20 protein-coding genes are annotated in these 18,096 nt (G+C 67.5%); 11 read left to right on the forward strand and 9 right to left on the reverse strand.

Translation table 11 applies throughout. From position 1 onward, the window contains the following. Positions 1 to 525: 525 nt before the first annotated feature. From OHB12_RS20560 to OHB12_RS20575, 4 genes are all read right to left on the reverse strand, one after another. Positions 526 to 1,020 carry a MogA/MoaB family molybdenum cofactor biosynthesis protein gene (locus OHB12_RS20560; protein WP_195044576.1) on the reverse strand — a complete coding sequence of 165 codons (495 nt, stop codon included), beginning with the start codon at positions 1,018 to 1,020 and terminating at the stop codon, positions 526 to 528. A 101-nt stretch (positions 1,021 to 1,121) separates the two neighbouring features. Then, positions 1,122 to 2,543, reverse strand: coding sequence for a S1C family serine protease (locus OHB12_RS20565; RefSeq protein WP_327110214.1), 1,422 nt, complete (start codon positions 2,541 to 2,543; stop codon positions 1,122 to 1,124). 378 nt (positions 2,544 to 2,921) lie between these two features. Beyond that, positions 2,922 to 4,376 (reverse strand): HAMP domain-containing sensor histidine kinase, encoded by a 1,455-nt coding sequence (locus tag OHB12_RS20570; protein ID WP_327110215.1) that lies wholly within the window; start codon positions 4,374 to 4,376, stop codon positions 2,922 to 2,924. Between the two features lie 10 nt (positions 4,377 to 4,386). Beyond that, the gene (locus OHB12_RS20575) at positions 4,387 to 5,073 is read right to left on the reverse strand and encodes a response regulator transcription factor (RefSeq protein ID WP_327110216.1); all 687 of its coding nucleotides are present in this window, start codon (positions 5,071 to 5,073) and stop codon (positions 4,387 to 4,389) included. Positions 5,074 to 5,431: 358 nt separating this feature from the next. On the opposite strand from OHB12_RS20575, the gene OHB12_RS20580 reads away from it, so the two are divergent. The 6 genes from OHB12_RS20580 (at position 5,432) to OHB12_RS20605 (ending at position 11,261) form a co-directional block, all read left to right on the forward strand. Continuing rightward, the gene (locus tag OHB12_RS20580) at positions 5,432 to 8,188 is read left to right on the forward strand and encodes a sensor histidine kinase (protein ID WP_327110217.1); all 2,757 of its coding nucleotides are present in this window, start codon (positions 5,432 to 5,434) and stop codon (positions 8,186 to 8,188) included. Next, positions 8,185 to 8,595 carry a roadblock/LC7 domain-containing protein gene (locus tag OHB12_RS20585; RefSeq protein WP_327110218.1) on the forward strand — a complete coding sequence of 137 codons (411 nt, stop codon included), beginning with the start codon at positions 8,185 to 8,187 and terminating at the stop codon, positions 8,593 to 8,595. Before OHB12_RS20580 ends, OHB12_RS20585 begins: the two co-directional genes overlap by 4 nt. 7 nt (positions 8,596 to 8,602) lie before the next feature. After that, positions 8,603 to 8,974, forward strand: coding sequence for a DUF742 domain-containing protein (locus tag OHB12_RS20590; RefSeq protein ID WP_327110219.1), 372 nt, complete (start codon positions 8,603 to 8,605; stop codon positions 8,972 to 8,974). Positions 8,975 to 9,074: 100 nt separating this feature from the next. Further along, positions 9,075 to 9,632 (forward strand): GTP-binding protein, encoded by a 558-nt coding sequence (locus tag OHB12_RS20595; protein WP_327121295.1) that lies wholly within the window; start codon positions 9,075 to 9,077, stop codon positions 9,630 to 9,632. Then, positions 9,625 to 10,434 carry an MHYT domain-containing protein gene (locus tag OHB12_RS20600; protein WP_327110220.1) on the forward strand — a complete coding sequence of 270 codons (810 nt, stop codon included), beginning with the start codon at positions 9,625 to 9,627 and terminating at the stop codon, positions 10,432 to 10,434. The genes OHB12_RS20595 and OHB12_RS20600 overlap by 8 nt, the downstream gene beginning before the upstream one ends. A 266-nt stretch (positions 10,435 to 10,700) precedes the next feature. Next, entirely contained in the window at positions 10,701 to 11,261 is a 561-nt protein-coding gene (locus tag OHB12_RS20605; protein WP_327110221.1) for a hypothetical protein, read from the forward strand. Between the two features lie 890 nt (positions 11,262 to 12,151). Here the strand turns inward: OHB12_RS20605 and rpmF are convergent. Genes rpmF through mrf form a run of 3 tightly spaced genes read right to left on the reverse strand, consistent with a single transcriptional unit; the run spans position 12,152 to position 13,906 of the window. Continuing rightward, entirely contained in the window at positions 12,152 to 12,310 is a 159-nt protein-coding gene (gene rpmF, locus OHB12_RS20610) for a 50S ribosomal protein L32 (protein ID WP_327110222.1), read from the reverse strand. Between the two features lies 1 nt (position 12,311). Continuing rightward, positions 12,312 to 12,578: a type B 50S ribosomal protein L31 gene (locus OHB12_RS20615; RefSeq protein WP_327110223.1), complete on the reverse strand. Its 267-nt coding sequence runs from the start codon at positions 12,576 to 12,578 to the stop codon at positions 12,312 to 12,314. Further along, on the reverse strand, positions 12,575 to 13,906 hold the full coding sequence (mrf, locus tag OHB12_RS20620; protein WP_327110224.1) for a ribosome hibernation factor-recruiting GTPase MRF: 1,332 nt from the start codon (positions 13,904 to 13,906) through the stop codon (positions 12,575 to 12,577). Before mrf ends, OHB12_RS20615 begins: the two co-directional genes overlap by 4 nt. 101 nt (positions 13,907 to 14,007) lie before the next feature. On the opposite strand from mrf, the gene rpmB reads away from it, so the two are divergent. The 5 genes from rpmB (at position 14,008) to OHB12_RS20645 (ending at position 15,629) form a co-directional block, all read left to right on the forward strand. Beyond that, entirely contained in the window at positions 14,008 to 14,244 is a 237-nt protein-coding gene (gene rpmB, locus OHB12_RS20625; protein ID WP_067474136.1) for a 50S ribosomal protein L28, read from the forward strand. 11 nt (positions 14,245 to 14,255) lie between these two features. Then, positions 14,256 to 14,426 carry a 50S ribosomal protein L33 gene (gene rpmG, locus OHB12_RS20630; RefSeq protein ID WP_327110225.1) on the forward strand — a complete coding sequence of 57 codons (171 nt, stop codon included), beginning with the start codon at positions 14,256 to 14,258 and terminating at the stop codon, positions 14,424 to 14,426. Between the two features lies 1 nt (position 14,427). Further along, positions 14,428 to 14,733, forward strand: coding sequence for a 30S ribosomal protein S14 (rpsN, locus tag OHB12_RS20635; protein ID WP_327110226.1), 306 nt, complete (start codon positions 14,428 to 14,430; stop codon positions 14,731 to 14,733). Between the two features lie 35 nt (positions 14,734 to 14,768). Then, positions 14,769 to 15,023, forward strand: a complete 255-nt coding sequence (gene rpsR, locus OHB12_RS20640; RefSeq protein WP_024802192.1) for a 30S ribosomal protein S18 — start codon at positions 14,769 to 14,771, stop codon at positions 15,021 to 15,023. A 144-nt stretch (positions 15,024 to 15,167) separates the two neighbouring features. Continuing rightward, positions 15,168 to 15,629, forward strand: a complete 462-nt coding sequence (locus OHB12_RS20645) for a hypothetical protein (RefSeq protein WP_327110227.1) — start codon at positions 15,168 to 15,170, stop codon at positions 15,627 to 15,629. Positions 15,630 to 15,843: 214 nt separating this feature from the next. Here the strand turns inward: OHB12_RS20645 and purH are convergent, their stop codons facing one another. Then, the gene (gene purH / locus OHB12_RS20650; RefSeq protein WP_327110228.1) at positions 15,844 to 17,409 is read right to left on the reverse strand and encodes a bifunctional phosphoribosylaminoimidazolecarboxamide formyltransferase/IMP cyclohydrolase; all 1,566 of its coding nucleotides are present in this window, start codon (positions 17,407 to 17,409) and stop codon (positions 15,844 to 15,846) included. After that, on the reverse strand, positions 17,406 to 18,038 hold the full coding sequence (gene purN / locus OHB12_RS20655) for a phosphoribosylglycinamide formyltransferase (protein WP_327110229.1): 633 nt from the start codon (positions 18,036 to 18,038) through the stop codon (positions 17,406 to 17,408). Before purN ends, purH begins: the two co-directional genes overlap by 4 nt. Positions 18,039 to 18,096: the final 58 nt, after the last annotated feature.

The following is an 18,096-nucleotide window of genomic DNA, read 5'->3' on the forward strand; positions in this document are numbered from 1 at the left end:
TCCGCCAGGCCGCGGCGCGCGCAGTACCCGGGCCTTCGGGGTCCAATGGTGGTGACTCGATGGCGACATTAAACGCTCGATAACCGCACTGCAATGTGAGCTTTCATAAAGTTCAACGTGACGTAGATCACAGTTGCGTACATATGAATATGCCGTGACGTGCATGAATGCAAGTCCGCAACCTCCGAGGCCAACGCACCCGCTCGAGAAGCGACATAGCGGCGCCAGTGATCGAATACGGGACACGGCCGTACGGATTTCGCGGCAATAACTTTGATTCGGAAGTAATCACGGGTGGATCACAACACCAAGGCCCGCAAATACGTAGCTATTACGTAGATAGCTGGGCTTACCCGTGATGCGGAGGAACTTGAGCGCGCAGCCAGTCGTCGGAGGACCGGCCGTCGTCGCGGTCGTCGCTGGTGGTCTCGGGGAGAGCGTCACCGAAGATCTTCGCGAGACGCGCAGCGTCCCTCGCCCGGCGGGCCGCCGGGCGAGGGACGTCGGAGGGGGTGGCGGCCGTGATTATTCGACCAATCCGGAAAGCTCACCGATCACCCTGCTGGCGAGCGGCCCGAGCGTGGCCATACCGTCGCGAATCGCGGACCGAGTGCCAGGCAGATTGACCACCAGCGTGCTTCCGGAGACGCCTGCCACCCCACGGGACAAACCCGCGTCCAGCGAACCCGCTACCCGGCCGGAGGAGCGCAGCGCCTCACTGATTCCCGGCAGCTCACGGTCGAGCACTTGCGAAGTGGCTTCCGGCGTGACGTCGCGCGGGGACATGCCTGTGCCACCGACCGAGATCACCAGGTCGACACCGCCGATCACCGCGGTGTTGAGCGCGTTGCGGATCTCCACCTCATCGGCCTGCACCGACACCGACGCGTCCACGAGGAAACCCGCCTCGGTGAGCAGCTCGGTGACCAGCGGGCCGAGCGAGTCAACACCTCCATGCGCCGTTCGATCGTCGACGACCACCACCAGAGCACGCCCCGCCACAGGAGCATCGATTTCCATGCTGCTCACCGTAGCGCCTGCGTCGAGCAGTTCGGCGGCCGCGCCGAGAACATCGGCGTCGACCTCGACCAGCTGGGCCCGTCCGCCGGGCAGCACTCGCATCATCGGCCACCGTCCGCGGGCGCGCCGGTGAGGGCGACCTCGACCGTCTTGGGGTTGTTGCCTTGTTCGTCGGTGTAGGTGATCTTCACCTTGTCTCCTGGTTGGTGGGAGCGGACCGCGGCGACGAGCGCGTTCCCGGAATCGATCGGCCGGTCGTCGATCTTCGTGACGATCGAGCCCGCGGGGATACCGGCCTTGGCGGCCGGGCCGTCGGGTGTGGGCTCCAGCACCCTGGCACCGGTGACGGTGTCCTGCGGCCGGATCTTGATGCCGATCTGCGCATAGGTGGCGTGGCCGGTCTTGATCAGCTCGTCGGCGACCCGCCGGGCCTGGTCCACCGGGATGGCGAAGCCGAGGCCGATGGAGCCGCTCTGCTGTCCGCTCGTCTCGTCGGCACCCAGGCTGGCGATGGCGGTGTTGATGCCGATCAGCTTGCCGTTGCCATCGACGAGGGCACCGCCGGAGTTGCCCGGGTTGATCGCGGCGTCGGTCTGGACGGCGTCGATCACCGGCTGCACCGCCGTCGGGTTCTGGTCGCCGGCGCCCATGGTCGAGACCGGGCGGTTCAGCGCCGACACGATCCCGGTGGTGACCGTGCCCGCCAGGCCGAGCGGCGAGCCGATCGCGACAACCGGCTGGCCGACCTGCAGGTTCGCCGATGTGCCCAATTCGATCGGGGTCAGACCGGACTTGCCCGATACCTTGACGACCGCCAGGTCGGAGACCGGATCGGCGCCGACAAGCGTCGCGGGCGCGGTGCTGCCGTCGGAGAACCTGACCTCCATCTTGGCGTTCGGGCCGCCACCCGCGGCCACGTGATTGTTCGTCAGGATAAGGCCGTCGGAGGACAGCACCACCCCGGAACCCTCACCTTCCGCCCTATTGCTCGCCACCTTGATCATGACCACGCTCGGCACTACCTTCTGCGCTACCGCCTGGGTGGATCCGGCCGGTGCGTTGGAGACATTGCCGATGTTCGGCTTTGGCGCGTCCAACGCGTTGGTGACCGGTGCGCGGCCGTCATCACCGCGGGTGCTCAGCGCGCCGACCGCACCGCCGAGACCACCGCTGACCAGAGCGAGCGCTACCGCGCCGACGACGAAGCCGGTGCGGAACGGGCGATGCGGAACGCCAGGATGGGCACGATAGGCGGCACCCTGCGATGGGTCGAAGGGCGCGGCGTACTGCGGGCGTGGGAACTGCTGAGTCGGATCATGCTGCGGCGGATAGTGCGCCTGCGGGCCATAACCGTGGCCGTACGCCTCCTGCGGCTGGAATACTCCGCCGTGCGGCGCGTATCCGGCCGCGCCACCGGACGGGGCGTCTGTCGATGCGCCGTGGATCTGCTCGGTCGGCTGGTGGTCCGATCCGGCGTTCGCCGTCCCCGGCTCCTCCCGGCGATCCTTCGAATCCTCGGTCATGGACTCCTCGTTTCTGCTCACGTCTGCCCAACCAGCTTGGCTACGACGACTGAGAACGGACTGAGACCGCGCTTTCAGTTTTCCGAGATCTGTCCTTGCGTCCCGGTGGCCCACCGGACGACGACAGAACCATCGGCAACCTCTCATCCCGTCGGAAAGTACGATACGCAGATCTGGAGCCACAGCCCCGATCGCGTTCCCCGTCTCGGCGATACGCCACACCGCGTGGCGAAAGCAAATCTCGAGCCGACCCCCGAAATACCTTACTTTCGGTAAATATTGAGTACCGACCCGATCATTGCTGTAGAAATTGGCCGCCTTGCCACTCCCGTTCCGTCGCGGCGGGCCCGCGCCGGCCACTGACGCGATTCACCTTCGTCACTCGGACGCGGGTGCCCCGGCTTCGCCCGGCAGCACGATGCGAACCAATGTGCCACCGCGATCCGAAGTATCGATGGCGATGGTGCCGCCGTGTTTTGTCACCACCTGCTTCACGATCGCCAAGCCGAGACCGGAACCCGGCAGCGACCGAGACGACGTGGTCCGATAGAAACGCTCGAACACCAGCTCACGCTCCCCCGAGGGAATTCCGGGACCGGCGTCGTCGATGGACAACTCGAGCAGACCTGGCCCGGTCTCACGCATACCGAGGTGGACCGGCGCGCCGGTGGGGTTCCACTTCGCCGCGTTGTCGAGGACGTTGAGCACCGCGCGCTCCAGACCGGCCTCGTGCCCATAGACGAACCATGGGCGCAGTTCCGCGACGAATTCGATTCCGGCCCGACGGCGCCGTGCGCGCTCCAGCGCGCGTTCCACCACCTCCCCGAGATCCACGCGCTCGTAGACGGTTTCCGGTGCGTCTTCGCGAGCCAGGTCGACCAGGTCGCCCACCAGCGTCGACAACTCTTCGATCTGGGCGATGACATCCGAGCGCAATCCGGCCATATCCTCATCCGGTATTCGAGGCGCGCCCGGACGACCGGATGCGATGAGCAGCTCCATATTCGTACGCAATGACGTGAGCGGCGTACGCAATTCGTGCCCGGCATCGGCGACCAGCCTGCGCTGCCGATCGCGCGACTCGGTCAAGGCACGCAGCATGGTGTTGAAACTCTCGGTGAGTCGGGCGAGTTCGTCGTCTCCGGTCACCGGGATCGGCGTGAGGTCGTCAGTTCGCGCGATCCGCTCGGTCGCCGCGGTCAACCGTCCGATCGGGCGCAATCCGGTGCGTCCGACGGCAGTGCCTGCCGCGGCGGCCAATACGACACCGCAACCGCCGACCACGAACAGCAACCAGGCGAGCCGGTCGAGCACCTCGCGGGTCGGATCCAGCCGCTGGGAGATGACCAGCGTCGCACCGAGGTTGGTCCGGACGGCCAGCACGCGCTGGTTGCCGACCGTTCGCAGCGACGAACTCGCCTCACCGTGGGCCACTGCGAGTTCCTGCGAGCCGACCGGCGGATCGGTCGATTGCGGCGGCGAATACGGCTTGAGGTCGGGAAAAATCAGTGCGATGCCGGTGTCGTTGTAGAAGGCGGTGGCGACCATCAGATTCTGGATATTGAATCCGTACGGGTTGCTGGCGATCACGGCGCTGGCCCGGTTACGCAGCTGGGCGTCCACGTCGGCGTACAACGCTCGCGCCACCAGGGCATAGGCCGCGATCGAGGTCACCGCCACCGCGATCGCCACGACGGAGGCAGCGAGCAGGGTCACCCGCCAGCGCAGCGAGACCGAGCGGGTCAGCGGCATCGGCGGCCGCATGTCGGCGGACTCGGGCGGTCGCTGGCCGAGCGCGGCGACCACAGGGCGTTTAGGAGCTGTTCGTGCCATGACCGGCGGCCTACGGGGGTGTTTCCCGTAGCACGTAGCCGACGCCGCGCACGGTGTGGATAAGCCGCGACTCGCCCTCGGACTCGGTCTTCCTGCGCAGGTAGCCGATGTACACCTCGAGGGCGTTTCCTGAGGTCGGGAAGTCGTAGCCCCACACTTCCTCGAGGATGCGGCTGCGGGTGAGTACCCGGCGCGGGTTCGCCATCAGCATTTCCAGCAGCGAGAACTCGGTACGGGTGAGGCTAATCTGGCGGGCGCCGCGGGACACCTCGCGTGTCACCGGATCCAGCGACAGATCGGCGAACTTCATTGCCTCCGAGACATCACCCGGATCAACGGCCGTACGTCGCAGCAAAGCACGCAGACGCGCCAGCAATTCCTCCAGCGCGAATGGCTTCGGCAAATAGTCGTCGGCCCCGGCATCGAGTCCGGCAACCCGTTCGGACACCGAATCACGCGCCGTCAGAACCAGAATCGGGAGATCATCACCCGTGCTGCGCAAGCGCCGGCAAACTTCGAGCCCGTCGAGCCGAGGCATCATCACGTCCAACACGAGCGCATCTGGTCGCTGGACGGTCGCCTTCTCCAGCGCGTCCACGCCATCCACCGCGAGATCGACGGAGTAGCCGTTGAAGGTGAGCGACCGGCGCAGCGATTCCCGAACCGCGCGATCGTCGTCGACTACCAGAATGCGCATGCCACCAGTTTGACCGCACCGACTGAGAGGTAACTGAGAGGGTCATCGATGACACGCCGCGGCGCGTCCTCGGCAAGCTGCCTTCGGCGCGTCACGCCGGCCGACCTCGGTGACCAGCGGCTTCCAACGCGGCACCGAGATGTTGACGCGCCCCTAACGCATTCCGATGCGAATCGTGTTCTCTATAGCCATATTCGGTAATTTCCGGACCGGATCCCCCGGATTGCCGATGATCACTGTGCACGGTATGTTCCGTGCGGTAAAAAGAAGACCTCTAGTTGGTTCTTTGCGGGTTGAATCAATACTGAACAGCCACGCGCAACCGAGGTCACTCGCGAAGCGGAGGCGACGGAAGCGGATGGAAGCTGCACCGGGGTCCTGGCAATTCAGCCTGTCGAACTGGTCGGTAACCCGCAAGGTCGGCGTGGTGCTGGTGCTTCCCGTGCTCTTGGCCACCGTCTTCGCCGTTCTCCGAATCAACAACGAACTGCGTACCATGGCGCAGCTGGACGCGGCCACCGAACAAGCCATCATCATCCGTCCGATCGTCAAGTTCGGTTCGGCCACCGAACAACTCGGCGTCATCGCGACCGCCACGTGGGGCAACACCGCCGACCCGCAGACCGACGCCGCGCTGACGAAGTTCGACCAGGCGCTGACCGATCTGGAGTCCGCGCTGCACACCACCAAGGCCACCGGCCGGGTCACCTCGGAACTCGCCTCGGCTGTCGCGACCGGCACGACCATGCGCAACAGTCTGCGCAACGGCTCACCCGCGATGGTCGGCGAGCAGGCCGACGAGATCATGGTGCGGATCGGCAACGCGCTCGCACTGTCCCCATCCGTGGACGACCTGGTCATCCAGCGATACTTCCAGCAGTTGGCGTCGGTGCAGACCGCGCGCCGCGTGCTCACCCAGCAGCGCATGCTGATCGGCTCGCCGGACGCGGGCCGTAACCCGAGCGTGCGGCCGCGCGTGCTGGTCGCCGCGGGTGCCGAGATCACCATGATCTACCAGTACGCACAGATCCTGCCGGACTATGCGGGCAACATGCGCCCGCTGCTCGACGCGGTGCAGACCCGTCTCGGCACGTTCAGCCAGAACGTCGCCGACCCTGCGACCAACCCCGCCGTGCTCGACTCGCTTCTGGTCAGTTCGGACACCTACGAGAAGACCACGGCGCAGCTGATCGACACCATCGACAAGGCACTGGCCGCCCGCACTATCGGGGCGCAGACCGGCGCGCTGCGCGAGACGACGATCGTCATCGGCATGCTCCTCGCGGGCCTTGCGTTGGCCCTCTCCGTAGCGCGAACCCTGGTCGTCCCGGTCCGCCGCCTGCGCCGCGATGCGCTCGAGGTCGCGCATATCAAGCTGCCCGACGAGCTCGCCGTGGTGCGCGCGGGCGGCACCACCCCAGAGATCACCCCGGTCGCGGTGCACACGACCGACGAGATCGGCCAGCTGGCCCGCGCCGTCGACGAGATCCACGAGCAGGCCCTCAACCTCGCCGCCGACCAGGCCCGCATGCGCCTGCAGATCGGGAACATGTTCGAAACCCTCTCCCGCCGCAGCCAATCGCTCGTCGAGCAGCAGTTGGCCCTGATCGAGGACCTCGAGCACGACGAGGACAACACCGACCGGCTGCAGAGCCTGTTCCGCCTCGACCACCTGGCCACCCGCATGCGCCGCAACGGCGACAACCTGCTCGTGCTGGCGGGAACCGCGCTGCGCCGGGGGTTGCTGCACCCGGTGCCGCTGTCGGACATGCTGTGGAGCGCGGTCTCCCAGGTCGAGGACTACCAGCGAGCCGAGATCGGCACGGTGCCCGACGGTATCGTCGCGGGCGAGCCCGCGGTGGACATCGAGCACCTGCTCGCCGAGCTGATCGACAACGCGCTGCGCTACTCCCCGCCGACCACGCCGGTCACGGTCACCGTGTCACGCGCGGTGGACGGCGGCTACCTGATCGAGATCACCGACCGCGGCCTCGGCATGTCCCCGGAGGACCTGCAGACGACCAATGACCGGCTCGCCTCCGGTGGTGAGGTCACCGTCGAGACCGCGCGCCGCATGGGTCTCTTCGTCGTCGGCCGACTGGCCAAGCGGCACACCATCACGGTCAGCCTGCGGCGCACCTCGACGATGGCGCAGCAGCCCGGCATCACCGCCAGCGTCCATCTGCCCGGCGCTCTGGTCGCGCCGCCGATGGACGCCACCGACCCGGCAGGCAAGCCGCTCGACCTCACCGTCGAGCATCAGCTGCCCCCGCTCGCCCCGTCCCCCGCGGTGCAACGGAACCTGGTGCCGGTACCGAGTCTGCCGCAGCGTGACACAGCGCGGTTCGGTGTGACGAGTTCCGGCTTGCCACAGCGCCGACCGGCCATTCGCGTCGCAGACGCACCCGACCAGCCCGCGGTCTCCACTCCGGTCGGCCGCAGCGAAGACCCGGCGGATCAACCTTCCACCCAGCCGTGGCCGGTGATCACGCCTCGCGCGGAGGCCGACCGCGCGCAGATCGGTCCGCCGACCCCCGCCGCGAATGAGCAGTCCGGCGACGGCGAGCAGCAATCCACGCGCACAGATCTGTGGTCCGAGGCCGACGACAACGACGAGATCACGGGTCCGAACCCGACCGTGCCGAGGGAAAGCGCCGCACCCAAGACCACCGCCCGGTCCGGCCTTCCGATCCGGAAGCCGACCACCCCACCCGACGACGCACCGCAAGACGGCACACCAGAACCCGCGACGGTCACCGCCAGTCGGCTGCAGCCGGTCGCCGGCGCGTCACCCACCCCGATCTACCAGCGCATGGTCTCGGAATGGCTGGTCGAGCCCTCTACCTCGCAATCGTCGGACAGCACGTGGTCCTCGCCTGGTGACGCGGGCTGGCTGGCCGCCGAGGATGCCAGCCACCCGACGACGTCCGCGCGCACCGTCGGCGGCCTGCCGATTCGCAGGCCGGGCGCCCAGTTGGTGCCCGGTGGCCTGGCCCCGACGGACGAAGCCGCGCCTCGCGATCCCGAAGAAATTCGCAACAACTTGACCAGGCATCTCAGTGGGGTCCGCAGCGGGCGGGCCAATGCGCAGTACAACGACGGAGGGCTCGCATGACCAACGCGAACAACAGCACCACAGACGAGAATCTGAATTGGCTGGTCGCCCGCTTCACCCGGGACGTGCCCGGTGTGTCCCACGCGGTGCTGGTGTCAGCGGACGGCTTATTGCAGGCCACCAGCCCGAATTTACCCAGTGACCGGGCCGAGCAGCTCGCCGCCGTCACCGCCGGACTCGCCAGCCTCTCCATGGGCGCGGCCTCCTTGTTCGACGGCGGCAAGGTGATGCAGTCGATCGTGGAGATGCAGCGCGGCTACCTGCTGGTGATGAGCGTCGGCAACGGCTCGCACCTGGCCGTGCTGGCGAACAAGTCACACGACATCGGCCGCATCGGCTACGAGATGGCACTGTTGGTCGATCGGGTGGGCTCGGTGGTCACCGCCACCGCCCGTACCGCTGTCTGAGTGTGAGATGTCCAACCCATACGGCCCCGGACCACGACCAGCCACGCGCGTCCGGCCCTATGCCCTGACCTCAGGGCGTACCGAACCGGCGGTCAACCTGCCGCTCGAGGCGGTGATCGAAACCCTGTCGTACACTGCACATCTCGACTGGCCGACCGGCGACATCCGTACCGAGATACTGCGGCTCGGCGCGCACCAGCTGTCGGTCGCGGAGATCGCAGCGCATCTCGACCGGCCGCTCGGCATGGTTCGGGTGGTGATCGGCGATCTCGTCGTCGACGGCACCGTGCGTGTGCATTCGACCCTGACCGACGAGGCGAGCTATGACGAGCGTCGTTCCCTAATGGAGAGGACATTGCGTGGACTCCGCGCCCTATAAGAATCCGGGGCCCAGTGGAAATCCCGGGCCCAGTGGGAATTCCGGACCGGGCGGCACCTCGGGGCCGGACGGCGCCGAAAACCGGGTCGCTTCGACGAAGATCGTCGTCGCGGGCGGCTTCGGCGCGGGGAAGACCACATTCGTCGGTGCCGTATCGGAGATAGTTCCGCTGCGCACCGAGGCGATGGTGACTCGCTTCTCCGACGGTATCGACGATCTCGCCGACACGCCGGAGAAGGAAACCACCACGGTCGCGATGGATTTCGGCCGGATCATCCTGCCCGGCAACCTGGTGCTCTATCTGTTCGGCACCCCCGGTCAGCGGCGTTTCTGGTTTATGTGGGACGACCTGATCCGCGGCGCGATCGGCGCCGTGGTGCTGATCGACACCCGGCGGCTGGAGGACAGCTTCGCCGCGGTCGACTTCTTCGAAGCCCGCAAGCTGCCGTTCCTGATCGCGGTGAACCGGTTCCCCAACGCACCGCGCTTTCCCATCGCCGAACTGCGCGAAGCGCTTTCGGTGCGTGAGGGCGTGCCGATCGTGGACATCGACGCACGCAACGCGCTCGAGGTGCGCCAGTCGCTGGCCGCGGTCACCGAGTACGCGATCGCCCAGTTGAAATCGGGCGAACTGGAAGGAACCGCCCGGCATGCATGAGGTCGCGGTGCTGGCCGCAGCCAACGACACGAGCCCGGCCGTCGACCAGTTCGCCATGGGCTACTGGCTGGTCGTGCTGTCGTTGGGAATCTCGCTGCTCGGCGCGTTGGTCGGGCTGGCGTGCGTTGTGCACGCGGCGCGCTCGGCGCAGTTCCGGCTGGTGTGGCTGGCCTCCGCGGCGGTGTCACTCGGCGGCGTCGGGGTGTGGCTCGCCACGTCGGTAGCCATGCTCGGCCTGAAAGTGCCTGGTAGCGCGATTCGTTACGACTCGGGCAGATTGGTCGCGGCCATGGTGGTCTCGATAGTGGCGGTCTTCGCGACACTGCTGATCATCGGGCGCAGCCTGCGCCTTCCGCTGCTGTTTCTCGGCGGCCTGGTGCTCGGCCTCGGCATCGGCCTGACACACTACCTCGGCATCGGCTCGATCGACATCCAGGGTTCGGTCGGCGTGACGGTGTGGCTGGCCACCATCTCAGCCGTGATCGCGGTGATCACGGCGACGGCGACGCTGTGGTCGTTCCAGGCGCTGCGCCTCCCAATGGCCCGGACCATCACATTGCTTCTGTTCAGCGTCGGCGTGGCCGCGACATACTACACCGCGCTTGCCGCACTGCATTTCGATGTGGACCGGTCGGCGAAGGTGCCTTCGGGTGTGGAGTTGTTCGACTTCGTATTCCCGATGTTCGTCATCGGCTTGCTGGCGCTGGCGGTGCCGATCTCCGCGGTACTGATCGCTCCGGACCGCCGCGAGTTCGCGACCGCGGCGAAGTCCCCGCGGCCGAGGCTGGAGCCCGTGCGCTGACGCGAAGGTGCGCGCCGCGCGCGCTGATGCGGAAGTGCTCGAGCGGGCGAATCGCACTGAAGCCGACCTGATTCCGCGACTGCGGTCGGCCCGGGGGCCGATTCCCGCTGAACGAAGCCTGGCTTCCACGTCGGAGGCAGTCCGGTCGGCTCCGGTTCCATGATGCCGCGGAATTCTCCGGTCGGCCGACTTACAGTGGGAGTCATACGTTTCGGCCTCGGCCACGCCGCCGAACGTCCAGGGGCCGCGGCGGGTTCGATCTCGTGGTGCGGAACCTGCCCGACGGCGGCCCCGACCTGCCCGGCAAGCCGCTGACCGCGGCCGCGGCGGACTACCGCGGGCGCACGGCATTTCGAGGATTCGGTGGACAGGAGGACCCGGACGTGACGCCGGAACAAGAGGCAGTGCTGCGCGACATCCAGATTCAGCTGCGCGGGCCCGACCTGTCCGGCTGGCCTCAGCTGGGCACCGAATCCGACGGCCGCCATCGCACGCTGGTGGACGGGCTGGCCGCGGCGCTGATCCGGATCGAGCAGTTGGAGAGCGAGTCCGCCGAAATGCGAACGCAGATCGGCGAATTGCGCACCGAGATCAGCGAACTGGAGGCTACGACGGCAGAACTCGCCGCCCAGGTGGAGCGGTGCAGCGGGCCGCATTGGCCGTGGCCGCTGTCTCTGATCGAAGGGCCCGCGGCGCTGGTCGGTGAGCAGTTGGCCCGACTGGAGGCCTTGTTGCCGGACTTGCCCGGTTTCCCGGGTCACGGTGACGGCGCCGGATGCGCACCAAGCGACAGCGGCGGGCCCGCGAAGCTGACCTCGAAGAACTGACCGCCACACAGACAGAACCGCGGTGAACACGCAACCGACTGTGGGAGAAAGGAATCGGAAGATCACAATCGGCGGAAATGCCGGAAAGTTTGGCGATGAGCGGGTTCTCCTGGGGGCCAGGAGAACCCGCCCTCCCGCACGAGGGTACCGGTGTCAGGCCACGAATGCATCACTTCCGCAGGACTTTTCCGCGTACGAAAACGAACTCTCAGTAGGTATTCCATCCTTCAGCTATCCTGCCGCAAACACTTCGTACGCCATGTTGCCATGTGGCCTACGCCACATTGATAGCCGATAGATTGCTACTTCGGCGGGTCGGCGCCACAAAATTTTTCTCCGATTCGGGCTGTCACCGGCTCGGTCGATCGACCATCGTCCCGCGCGTTCGGCACCCACGGCATCACCTGGCGAGTTCTCGCGCGCCTGGCACGAGGCGCTCACACGGCGCCACATCGAGGTTCATCCGAAGGAGTTCGCACGGCCGTCAACGTGGTGCTCGATAAGGAATACGAGAACAAGTCACTCGAGGAAATCCCCTCCGCCCCGTCCTCGGCCCTGACCGGTCACACCGAAGCGCACGACAAGCAGCTGCTGGACGCCCTGCAGATCAAGACGATCGGCGATCCGCCCGGCAACAAGTACCGCGGCCGGCAGGCCCAGAGCGACGGGCGACGGGCGACCAATCAATACCGCGTTTTGCCGCTGACACAACCACTCGGCCTCACCCCCGCTTCCGAGCGCAGCGAGACCGAGCATTGCCTGTTCGCGGCCCGGCTCGCGTCCGAGCGGCCGCCGCGTCCGCGACGAAGTCGCCAGCGGCGGCCGCTCGGACGCGAGCCATCAAGGGGCCGCGAACACGCAGCGCCGAAGGCGCTGCCAAACAAACACAGTCAGATCAGGCCGCGCCGCACGGCCGCGACCAGCCTGCGCGGCACCTGGCGCACGACGCCCCCGACAGTCACCGGTACCAGATCCGGGGCCGTCGCCTTCCAGTTCGCCCGGCGGCTGCGGGTGTTCGACCGCGACATCTTCCGCTTCGGAACTGCCATGTCAGGCCTCCTTCTTGCGCGCGACGCGCTTGCCGTACTTGCGCTCGAACTTCTCCACCCGGCCCTGGGCGTCCAGCACGCGGTGCGCGCCGGTCCAGAACGGGTGCGAGTCGGCGGTCACATCCACCGTCAGCAGTGGGTAGGTGTTGCCGTCGGTCCACTGCACGGCGCGTGCGCTGGTGGCGGTGGATCGAGTGCGGAACCGCTTTCCGGTGCTCGCGTCCTCGAAGACCACCGGGTGATAGTCCGGATGGATCCCCTTCTTCATTTCGCCTCTCCTCTCGAGCTCTTCCCGTCTTCCACAGGCACGACCGCCGTCTCGCCGCTCTCGCATGGGTCGGCGTGCCACTCTCCGAACGGGTCCTCCCATTCGGCAACCCGATCCGGCGCCCGCTCGACCAGCCGCAGTTCCTCGTCCTCCACCAGCGCCCAGTGCAGCGCCGCGCGGATTTCGGCGGGATCGGCGTCGTGTACCAGGATCGCCAGCGAGATGTCCCGGTCGCCGAAACGCTCGTCCCAGCGCATCGCGGCCATCGCCCTCCGCTCCGGATCCGCCTCGGCCAATTCGTCCTCGGACATGGCCGCCAGCCAGCGGCCCGCGCCGCCAACCCGCAGGCCGCCACCAGCGGACTCCAGCCACACCACCTCGTCGGGCTGGGTGGCCAGCCAGATCCGCCCGCGCGCGGTCACCACGCCGTCGAACAGCACGTCCAGTGCCTCGTGCAGGCGGGCGGGGTGAAACGGCCTTCCGGCGGCGAATTCCATGAGGACGACGCCGTAGCCGCTGGTCAACGGCGGTCGGCCGCGCAGAAGCGGTGCATGCGCGTCGAAGACCCGGCCGCGCCGCGAGTCGGCGGGGACGCGCTCGAGCAGCGTCTCGACGCAAGCGGGCGTGAGTTCGCTCGGGTCGTCCACCCAGGCGACCGGCGCACCGGGCACCAGGCGGGCCAGTACCGCGGCGAGCTTGCCCCGATCCGCCTGTGCGCTACCCGCCGCGTCCGCGGCTCCCACAGCGACCACGACATCCGCGAATTCGACCTGCCCGACGGCCAGCTGCGCGACCGTGCGGTCGTCGTCGGCGCAGGCCAGACCGCGCTCGGCAAGGGTCTCGTCACCGATGGCATCAGCGAGCCAGCCTGCGGAGTCCAGGCAGGTGAGTACTGCCTGAACGCGCACGTCGCGCCCGGCCGGACCGTCGAGACGACCGATCACGCCGGTGACCACAACCTGCTCGATGGCCTGGCATACGGCTTCCGCCTCGAAGGCGGGGTCCAGCGCGAGCACGATGCGGTCGACCGAGTCGCGCCCTCCGAGCGTGCACAACAGTGGGAGCAGGTCCATGCGCAGCGTGCAGGAGACGCACCCGTGCGCGAGCTCGAGCACGGCCGAGGTCTCCTGCGTCGCCGTGCGCACCGTGCGGTGCACGACACCTTCCCGCAGCTGGGCGAGATCATGCCGGACGACGACAGTGCCCGCCGTCTCGCGCAGCGCGGCGGCCGCATGATCCACGCCGTCCGCGGCGAGTCCCGCGAAGCCGGCGAGCACCACCACGGGCGTCCTCCGGTCGGACTCGGGTGGGAACAGGGCGGAATCCACCGAAACCCCTTTCGGTAACGATTTTCATTTGCTGTCGAGCAACGGTACATTGTCGAACAGCCGTTGTCGAAAATGATTGTCATCTACTGGAGGGAGTCCGCATGTCGGCCCACTGCCAGGTCACCGGGCGCAAACCCGGATTCGGCAAGTCCGTGTCGCACTCACACAAGCGGACCAGCCGGCGCTGGAACCCGAACGTCCAGCGCAAGACCTACTACCTGCCCAGCGAGGGCCGTCGCATCACGCTGACGGTCTCCGCCAAAGGCATCAAGACCATCGACCGGGACGGAATCGAGGCCGTGGTGGCCCGTATCCGGGCGCGCGGCGACAAGATCTGAGGAGCATTCCGATGGCGTCGAAATCGACCGACATCCGCCCGATCGTCAAGCTGAAGTCGACGGCGGGCACCGGGTACACCTACGTGACCCGCAAGAACCGCCGCAACGACCCGGACCGCCTGGTGCTGCGCAAGTACGACCCGGTCGTGCGCAGGCACGTCGACTTCCGCGAGGAGCGCTGAGATGGCCAAGAAGTCGAAGATCGCGCGCGACCAACAGCGCAGGGCGATCGTGGCACGCTACGCCGAACGGCGCGCCGAACTGAAGGAGCGCATCCGAAAGCCGGACACATCGGACAGCGACCGCGCGGCCGCCCAGGCCGAACTACGACGACAGCCGCGAAATGCCAGTCCGGTAAGATTGCGCAATCGGGACGCCGCCGACGGACGACCGCGCGGTCACCTCCGGAAGTTCGGACTCTCCCGTGTGCGTGTGCGCGAGATGGCCCACCGGGGCGAGTTGCCCGGTGTGCACAAATCGAGCTGGTAAACAAACCACTGATCTCGTGAGAAGGAACCCGTCATATGGCAGTCAAGCGAGCACCGTCTAAGAAGGTTCGCGCCGAGCAGGCCCGCCGTCCGAAGAAGAACCCGCTCATCGCCGCGGGTATCGAGACGGTCGACTACAAAGACGTGAACCTGTTGCGTACGTTCATCTCCGACCGCGGCAAGATCCGCAGCCGCCGAGTCACCGGACTCACCCCGCAGCAGCAGCGCCAGGTCGCTATCGCGGTGAAGAACGCCCGTGAGATGGCGCTGCTGCCGTTCACCAGCCGGTAGGCGCGAACTCCGACACAGACAGAAACGCAAGCCCCCCGATGCCCCTGAGCACCGGGGGGCTTGTCGTTGCTGCCGAGGAAGCCGACTCACGGCTGGGCAGCAGCTCGCGCCGAACGGACAGCCACGCCAACTAGGGTTGAGGGCATGGATCGGATCCCGGCCGGACGCGCCGTCACAGCTGTCGCCGTAGTGCTCGCCTGTCTCACCGCCGCGGGCTGTGGTGGCTCGAACGACGACGGAGCACAGCAGAACACGAGTACCACGAGTGTCTCGGCGCCGAGTACGCCGACGGAAGACCCGAAAGGGAACCAGGGCAACGAGTTCACCGCCGACCCGACCATCGTCAGCCCGCACCCGATCCCGTTCAGATCGTGGACGAGGTCGGCGGACAACCGGATTGCGGTGAATTTCGAGACCGGAGCGCCGGAGTGTTATGGCGTGGACGCATCGGTCACCGAGACCGATGCGACAGTGACCATCGAACTGCGCTCGGGCACCCGTGCAGACGCAGTGGGCCGAATGTGCACGATGATAGCGGTTTTCGGCACTTTGGAGGTGCAGCTGAAAGCGCCGCTCGGCAACCGGACAGTACTCAGCGCGGTCTAGTAGGACGGTCCAGGCGCAGGGGCTGTCACCGCGCGCTTTCCCCCAACGCGTCGGACAGCGCGGCGAAATCGAGGTAGCGGCCCCCCTTGACCCCAACTCTGCCGCCGGGCACGCGCGGCGGCGCGCGCGGGTTTTCGCCGTAGTGGTCGCTCTACGAGAACCGAACGCCGTGTCGGATCGGTAGTCCGACACGGCGCTCCTGGTACTGCCGACCTCAGTGGGCGAAGTGGCGGGCGCCGGTGAGGTAGAGGGTTACGCCCGCTTCGCGGGCGAGGTCGATCGTCTCCTGGTCGCGGACGGAGCCGCCGGGTTGGACGATCGCGCGGACGCCGACCTGAATCAGGGTTTGCGGGCCGTCGGGGAACGGAAAGTAGGCGTCGGAGGCAGCCACCGAGCCCTTGGCGCGATCTCCGGCCCGCTGGACCGCGAGGCCGACCGCGTCCACCCGATTGACCTGACCCATGCCGACGCCAACGGACGCGCCGTCGTGGGCGAGCAGGATCGCGTTGGACTTCACTGCGCGGCAGGCGCGCCAGGCGAATTCGAGATCGGCCATGGTCTCCGGGTCGGCGGGCTCGCCCGCGGCCAGAGTCCAGTTGGCCGGGTTGTCGCCGGTGGCGTCGAGCACGTCGCGCTGCTGCAGCAGGACGCCTCCGCTGATCGGGCGCAGCTCGGCGCCCGTGCGACGCGGCGGCCGCGCGACCAGGATGCGCACGTTCTTCTTGCGCTGCAACACTTCCACGGCGCCGTCGGCATAGGACGTGGCGACGATCACCTCGGTGAAAATCTCGGCGACCTGCTCGGCCATCTCCACGGTGACCTCGCGGTTCGCGGCGATCACACCACCGAACGCGCTGACCGGATCGCAGGCGTGGGCCTTGCGGTGCGCCTCGGCGATATCGGCGCCGAGCGCGATCCCACAGGGGTTGGCGTGCTTGATGATCGCGACGGCGGGAGCCTCGTGGTCGAACGCGGCACGCCAGGCGGCGTCGGCGTCGACATAGTTGTTGTACGACATCTCCTTGCCGTGCAACTGCTGTGCCTGCGCCAGCCCGAGGCTGCCGTCGGTATACAGCGCGGCGGCCTGGTGCGGATTCTCGCCGTAGCGCAGCACCGCCGACTGCTCCCAGGTGCCGCCGAGCCATTCGGGGAACCGGATGGCCGCGTCAGCGTGCTCGCCGTCGACGGCGAGCACGTTGGTCATCCAACTGGCAACCGCCACGTCATAGCTCGCGGTGTGCTGGAAAGCCTTTGCTGCCAGTGCCGTTCGCTCGGCCAGCGTGAAGCCGCCGGCGTGCACCGCGGCCAGCACATCGTCGTAGTCGCCGCTGTCGACGACCACGGCGACCGAGGGATGGTTCTTCGCAGCGGCGCGCACCATGGACGGACCGCCGATATCGATCTGCTCGACGCACTCGTCCTGGCTCGCCCCGCTGGCCACGGTCTGGCTGAACGGGTAGAGGTTCACCACCACCAGCTGGAATGCCTCGACTCCGAGTTCGACCAGCTGGTCGACGTGCTCCTGCTTGCGTGAGTCGGCCAGAATGCCCGCGTGCACCCGCGGGTGCAACGTCTTGACCCGGCCGTCCAGGGTCTCCGGGAATCCGGTCAGGTCCTCGACCTTGGTCACCGGAATACCCGCGTCGGCGATCCTGCCCGCGGTGGACCCGGTCGAGACCAGCTCGATGCCCGCGGCGTGCAGACCGGTCGCGAGCTCGATGAGACCCGTCTTGTCGTAGACGCTCACCAGCGCCCTGCCGATCGGCTTGCGTTCACTCACCGGAGAACTCGCTCATCTGGGATAACTGCCTTTCGTCCGTCGGAGACAATGCCTCGCGTCGCGACGGCGGCGACAACCTCCGCCAGCAACCGTCGCTCGACAACCTTGATGCGTTCGTGCAGGGTGGCCTCATCGTCCCCAGGCAGCACCGCGACCGCCTCCTGCGCGAGGATCGGCCCCGTGTCCACACCCGCGTCGACCAGATGGACGGTGGAGCCGGTGACCCGCACCCCGTAGGCCAGTGCGTCGCGCACCCCGTGCGCGCCAGGGAACGCGGGCAGCAGCGCGGGGTGGGTGTTGATGATCCGGCCGCCGAACCGGTCCAGGAAAGCGGGACCGAGAAGTTTCATGAAACCTGCCGACACCACGAGGTCGGGGTCATAGGCGGCGACCGCTTCGGTGAGCGCGACATCCCACACGGCGCGGTCCGGAAAGTCCTTCGACGCCACCCGGAAGTGCGGCACGCCCGCAGCATCGGCGTGCCCGGTGGCGGGACAGCTGCGGTCGACGCCGACCGCGACAACCTTTGCCGGGTAGTCGACCGCGGAGGCGGCATCCAGGAGCGCGCGCAGCAGCGAGCCGGTACCCGACGCGAGCACGACAACGGTCGCCGGGGCCGCTGCGGGCATCCACGGGGCATGCGGAGACGTCAGCGCTCTACTCCTGCGGTCGATCGGATGGCGGACG

The organism is Nocardia sp. NBC_01730 (assembly GCF_035920445.1).
In the GTDB taxonomy this organism is placed as follows: Bacteria; Actinomycetota; Actinomycetes; order Mycobacteriales; family Mycobacteriaceae; genus Nocardia.

What these genes read in the sequence shown, in the direction of transcription:
- OHB12_RS20570 (WP_327110215.1), bottom strand. Translation starts at nt 4,376, where the DNA reads ATGGCACGAACAGCTCCTAAACGCCCTGTGGTCGCCGCGCTCGGCCAG.
- OHB12_RS20560 (WP_195044576.1), bottom strand. Translation starts at nt 1,020, where the DNA reads ATGGAAATCGATGCTCCTGTGGCGGGGCGTGCTCTGGTGGTGGTCGTC.
- OHB12_RS20645 (WP_327110227.1), top strand. Translation starts at nt 15,168, where the DNA reads ATGGATCGGATCCCGGCCGGACGCGCCGTCACAGCTGTCGCCGTAGTG.
- OHB12_RS20615 (WP_327110223.1), bottom strand. Translation starts at nt 12,578, where the DNA reads ATGAAGAAGGGGATCCATCCGGACTATCACCCGGTGGTCTTCGAGGAC.
- rpsR (WP_024802192.1), top strand. Translation starts at nt 14,769, where the DNA reads ATGGCAGTCAAGCGAGCACCGTCTAAGAAGGTTCGCGCCGAGCAGGCC.
- OHB12_RS20590 (WP_327110219.1), top strand. Translation starts at nt 8,603, where the DNA reads ATGTCCAACCCATACGGCCCCGGACCACGACCAGCCACGCGCGTCCGG.
- OHB12_RS20575 (WP_327110216.1), bottom strand. Translation starts at nt 5,073, where the DNA reads ATGCGCATTCTGGTAGTCGACGACGATCGCGCGGTTCGGGAATCGCTG.
- rpmB (WP_067474136.1), top strand. Translation starts at nt 14,008, where the DNA reads ATGTCGGCCCACTGCCAGGTCACCGGGCGCAAACCCGGATTCGGCAAG.
- rpsN (WP_327110226.1), top strand. Translation starts at nt 14,428, where the DNA reads ATGGCCAAGAAGTCGAAGATCGCGCGCGACCAACAGCGCAGGGCGATC.
- purN (WP_327110229.1), bottom strand. Translation starts at nt 18,038, where the DNA reads ATGCCCGCAGCGGCCCCGGCGACCGTTGTCGTGCTCGCGTCGGGTACC.
- OHB12_RS20585 (WP_327110218.1), top strand. Translation starts at nt 8,185, where the DNA reads ATGACCAACGCGAACAACAGCACCACAGACGAGAATCTGAATTGGCTG.
- OHB12_RS20600 (WP_327110220.1), top strand. Translation starts at nt 9,625, where the DNA reads ATGCATGAGGTCGCGGTGCTGGCCGCAGCCAACGACACGAGCCCGGCC.
- OHB12_RS20580 (WP_327110217.1), top strand. Translation starts at nt 5,432, where the DNA reads ATGGAAGCTGCACCGGGGTCCTGGCAATTCAGCCTGTCGAACTGGTCG.
- rpmF (WP_327110222.1), bottom strand. Translation starts at nt 12,310, where the DNA reads ATGGCAGTTCCGAAGCGGAAGATGTCGCGGTCGAACACCCGCAGCCGC.
- rpmG (WP_327110225.1), top strand. Translation starts at nt 14,256, where the DNA reads ATGGCGTCGAAATCGACCGACATCCGCCCGATCGTCAAGCTGAAGTCG.
- OHB12_RS20565 (WP_327110214.1), bottom strand. Translation starts at nt 2,543, where the DNA reads ATGACCGAGGATTCGAAGGATCGCCGGGAGGAGCCGGGGACGGCGAAC.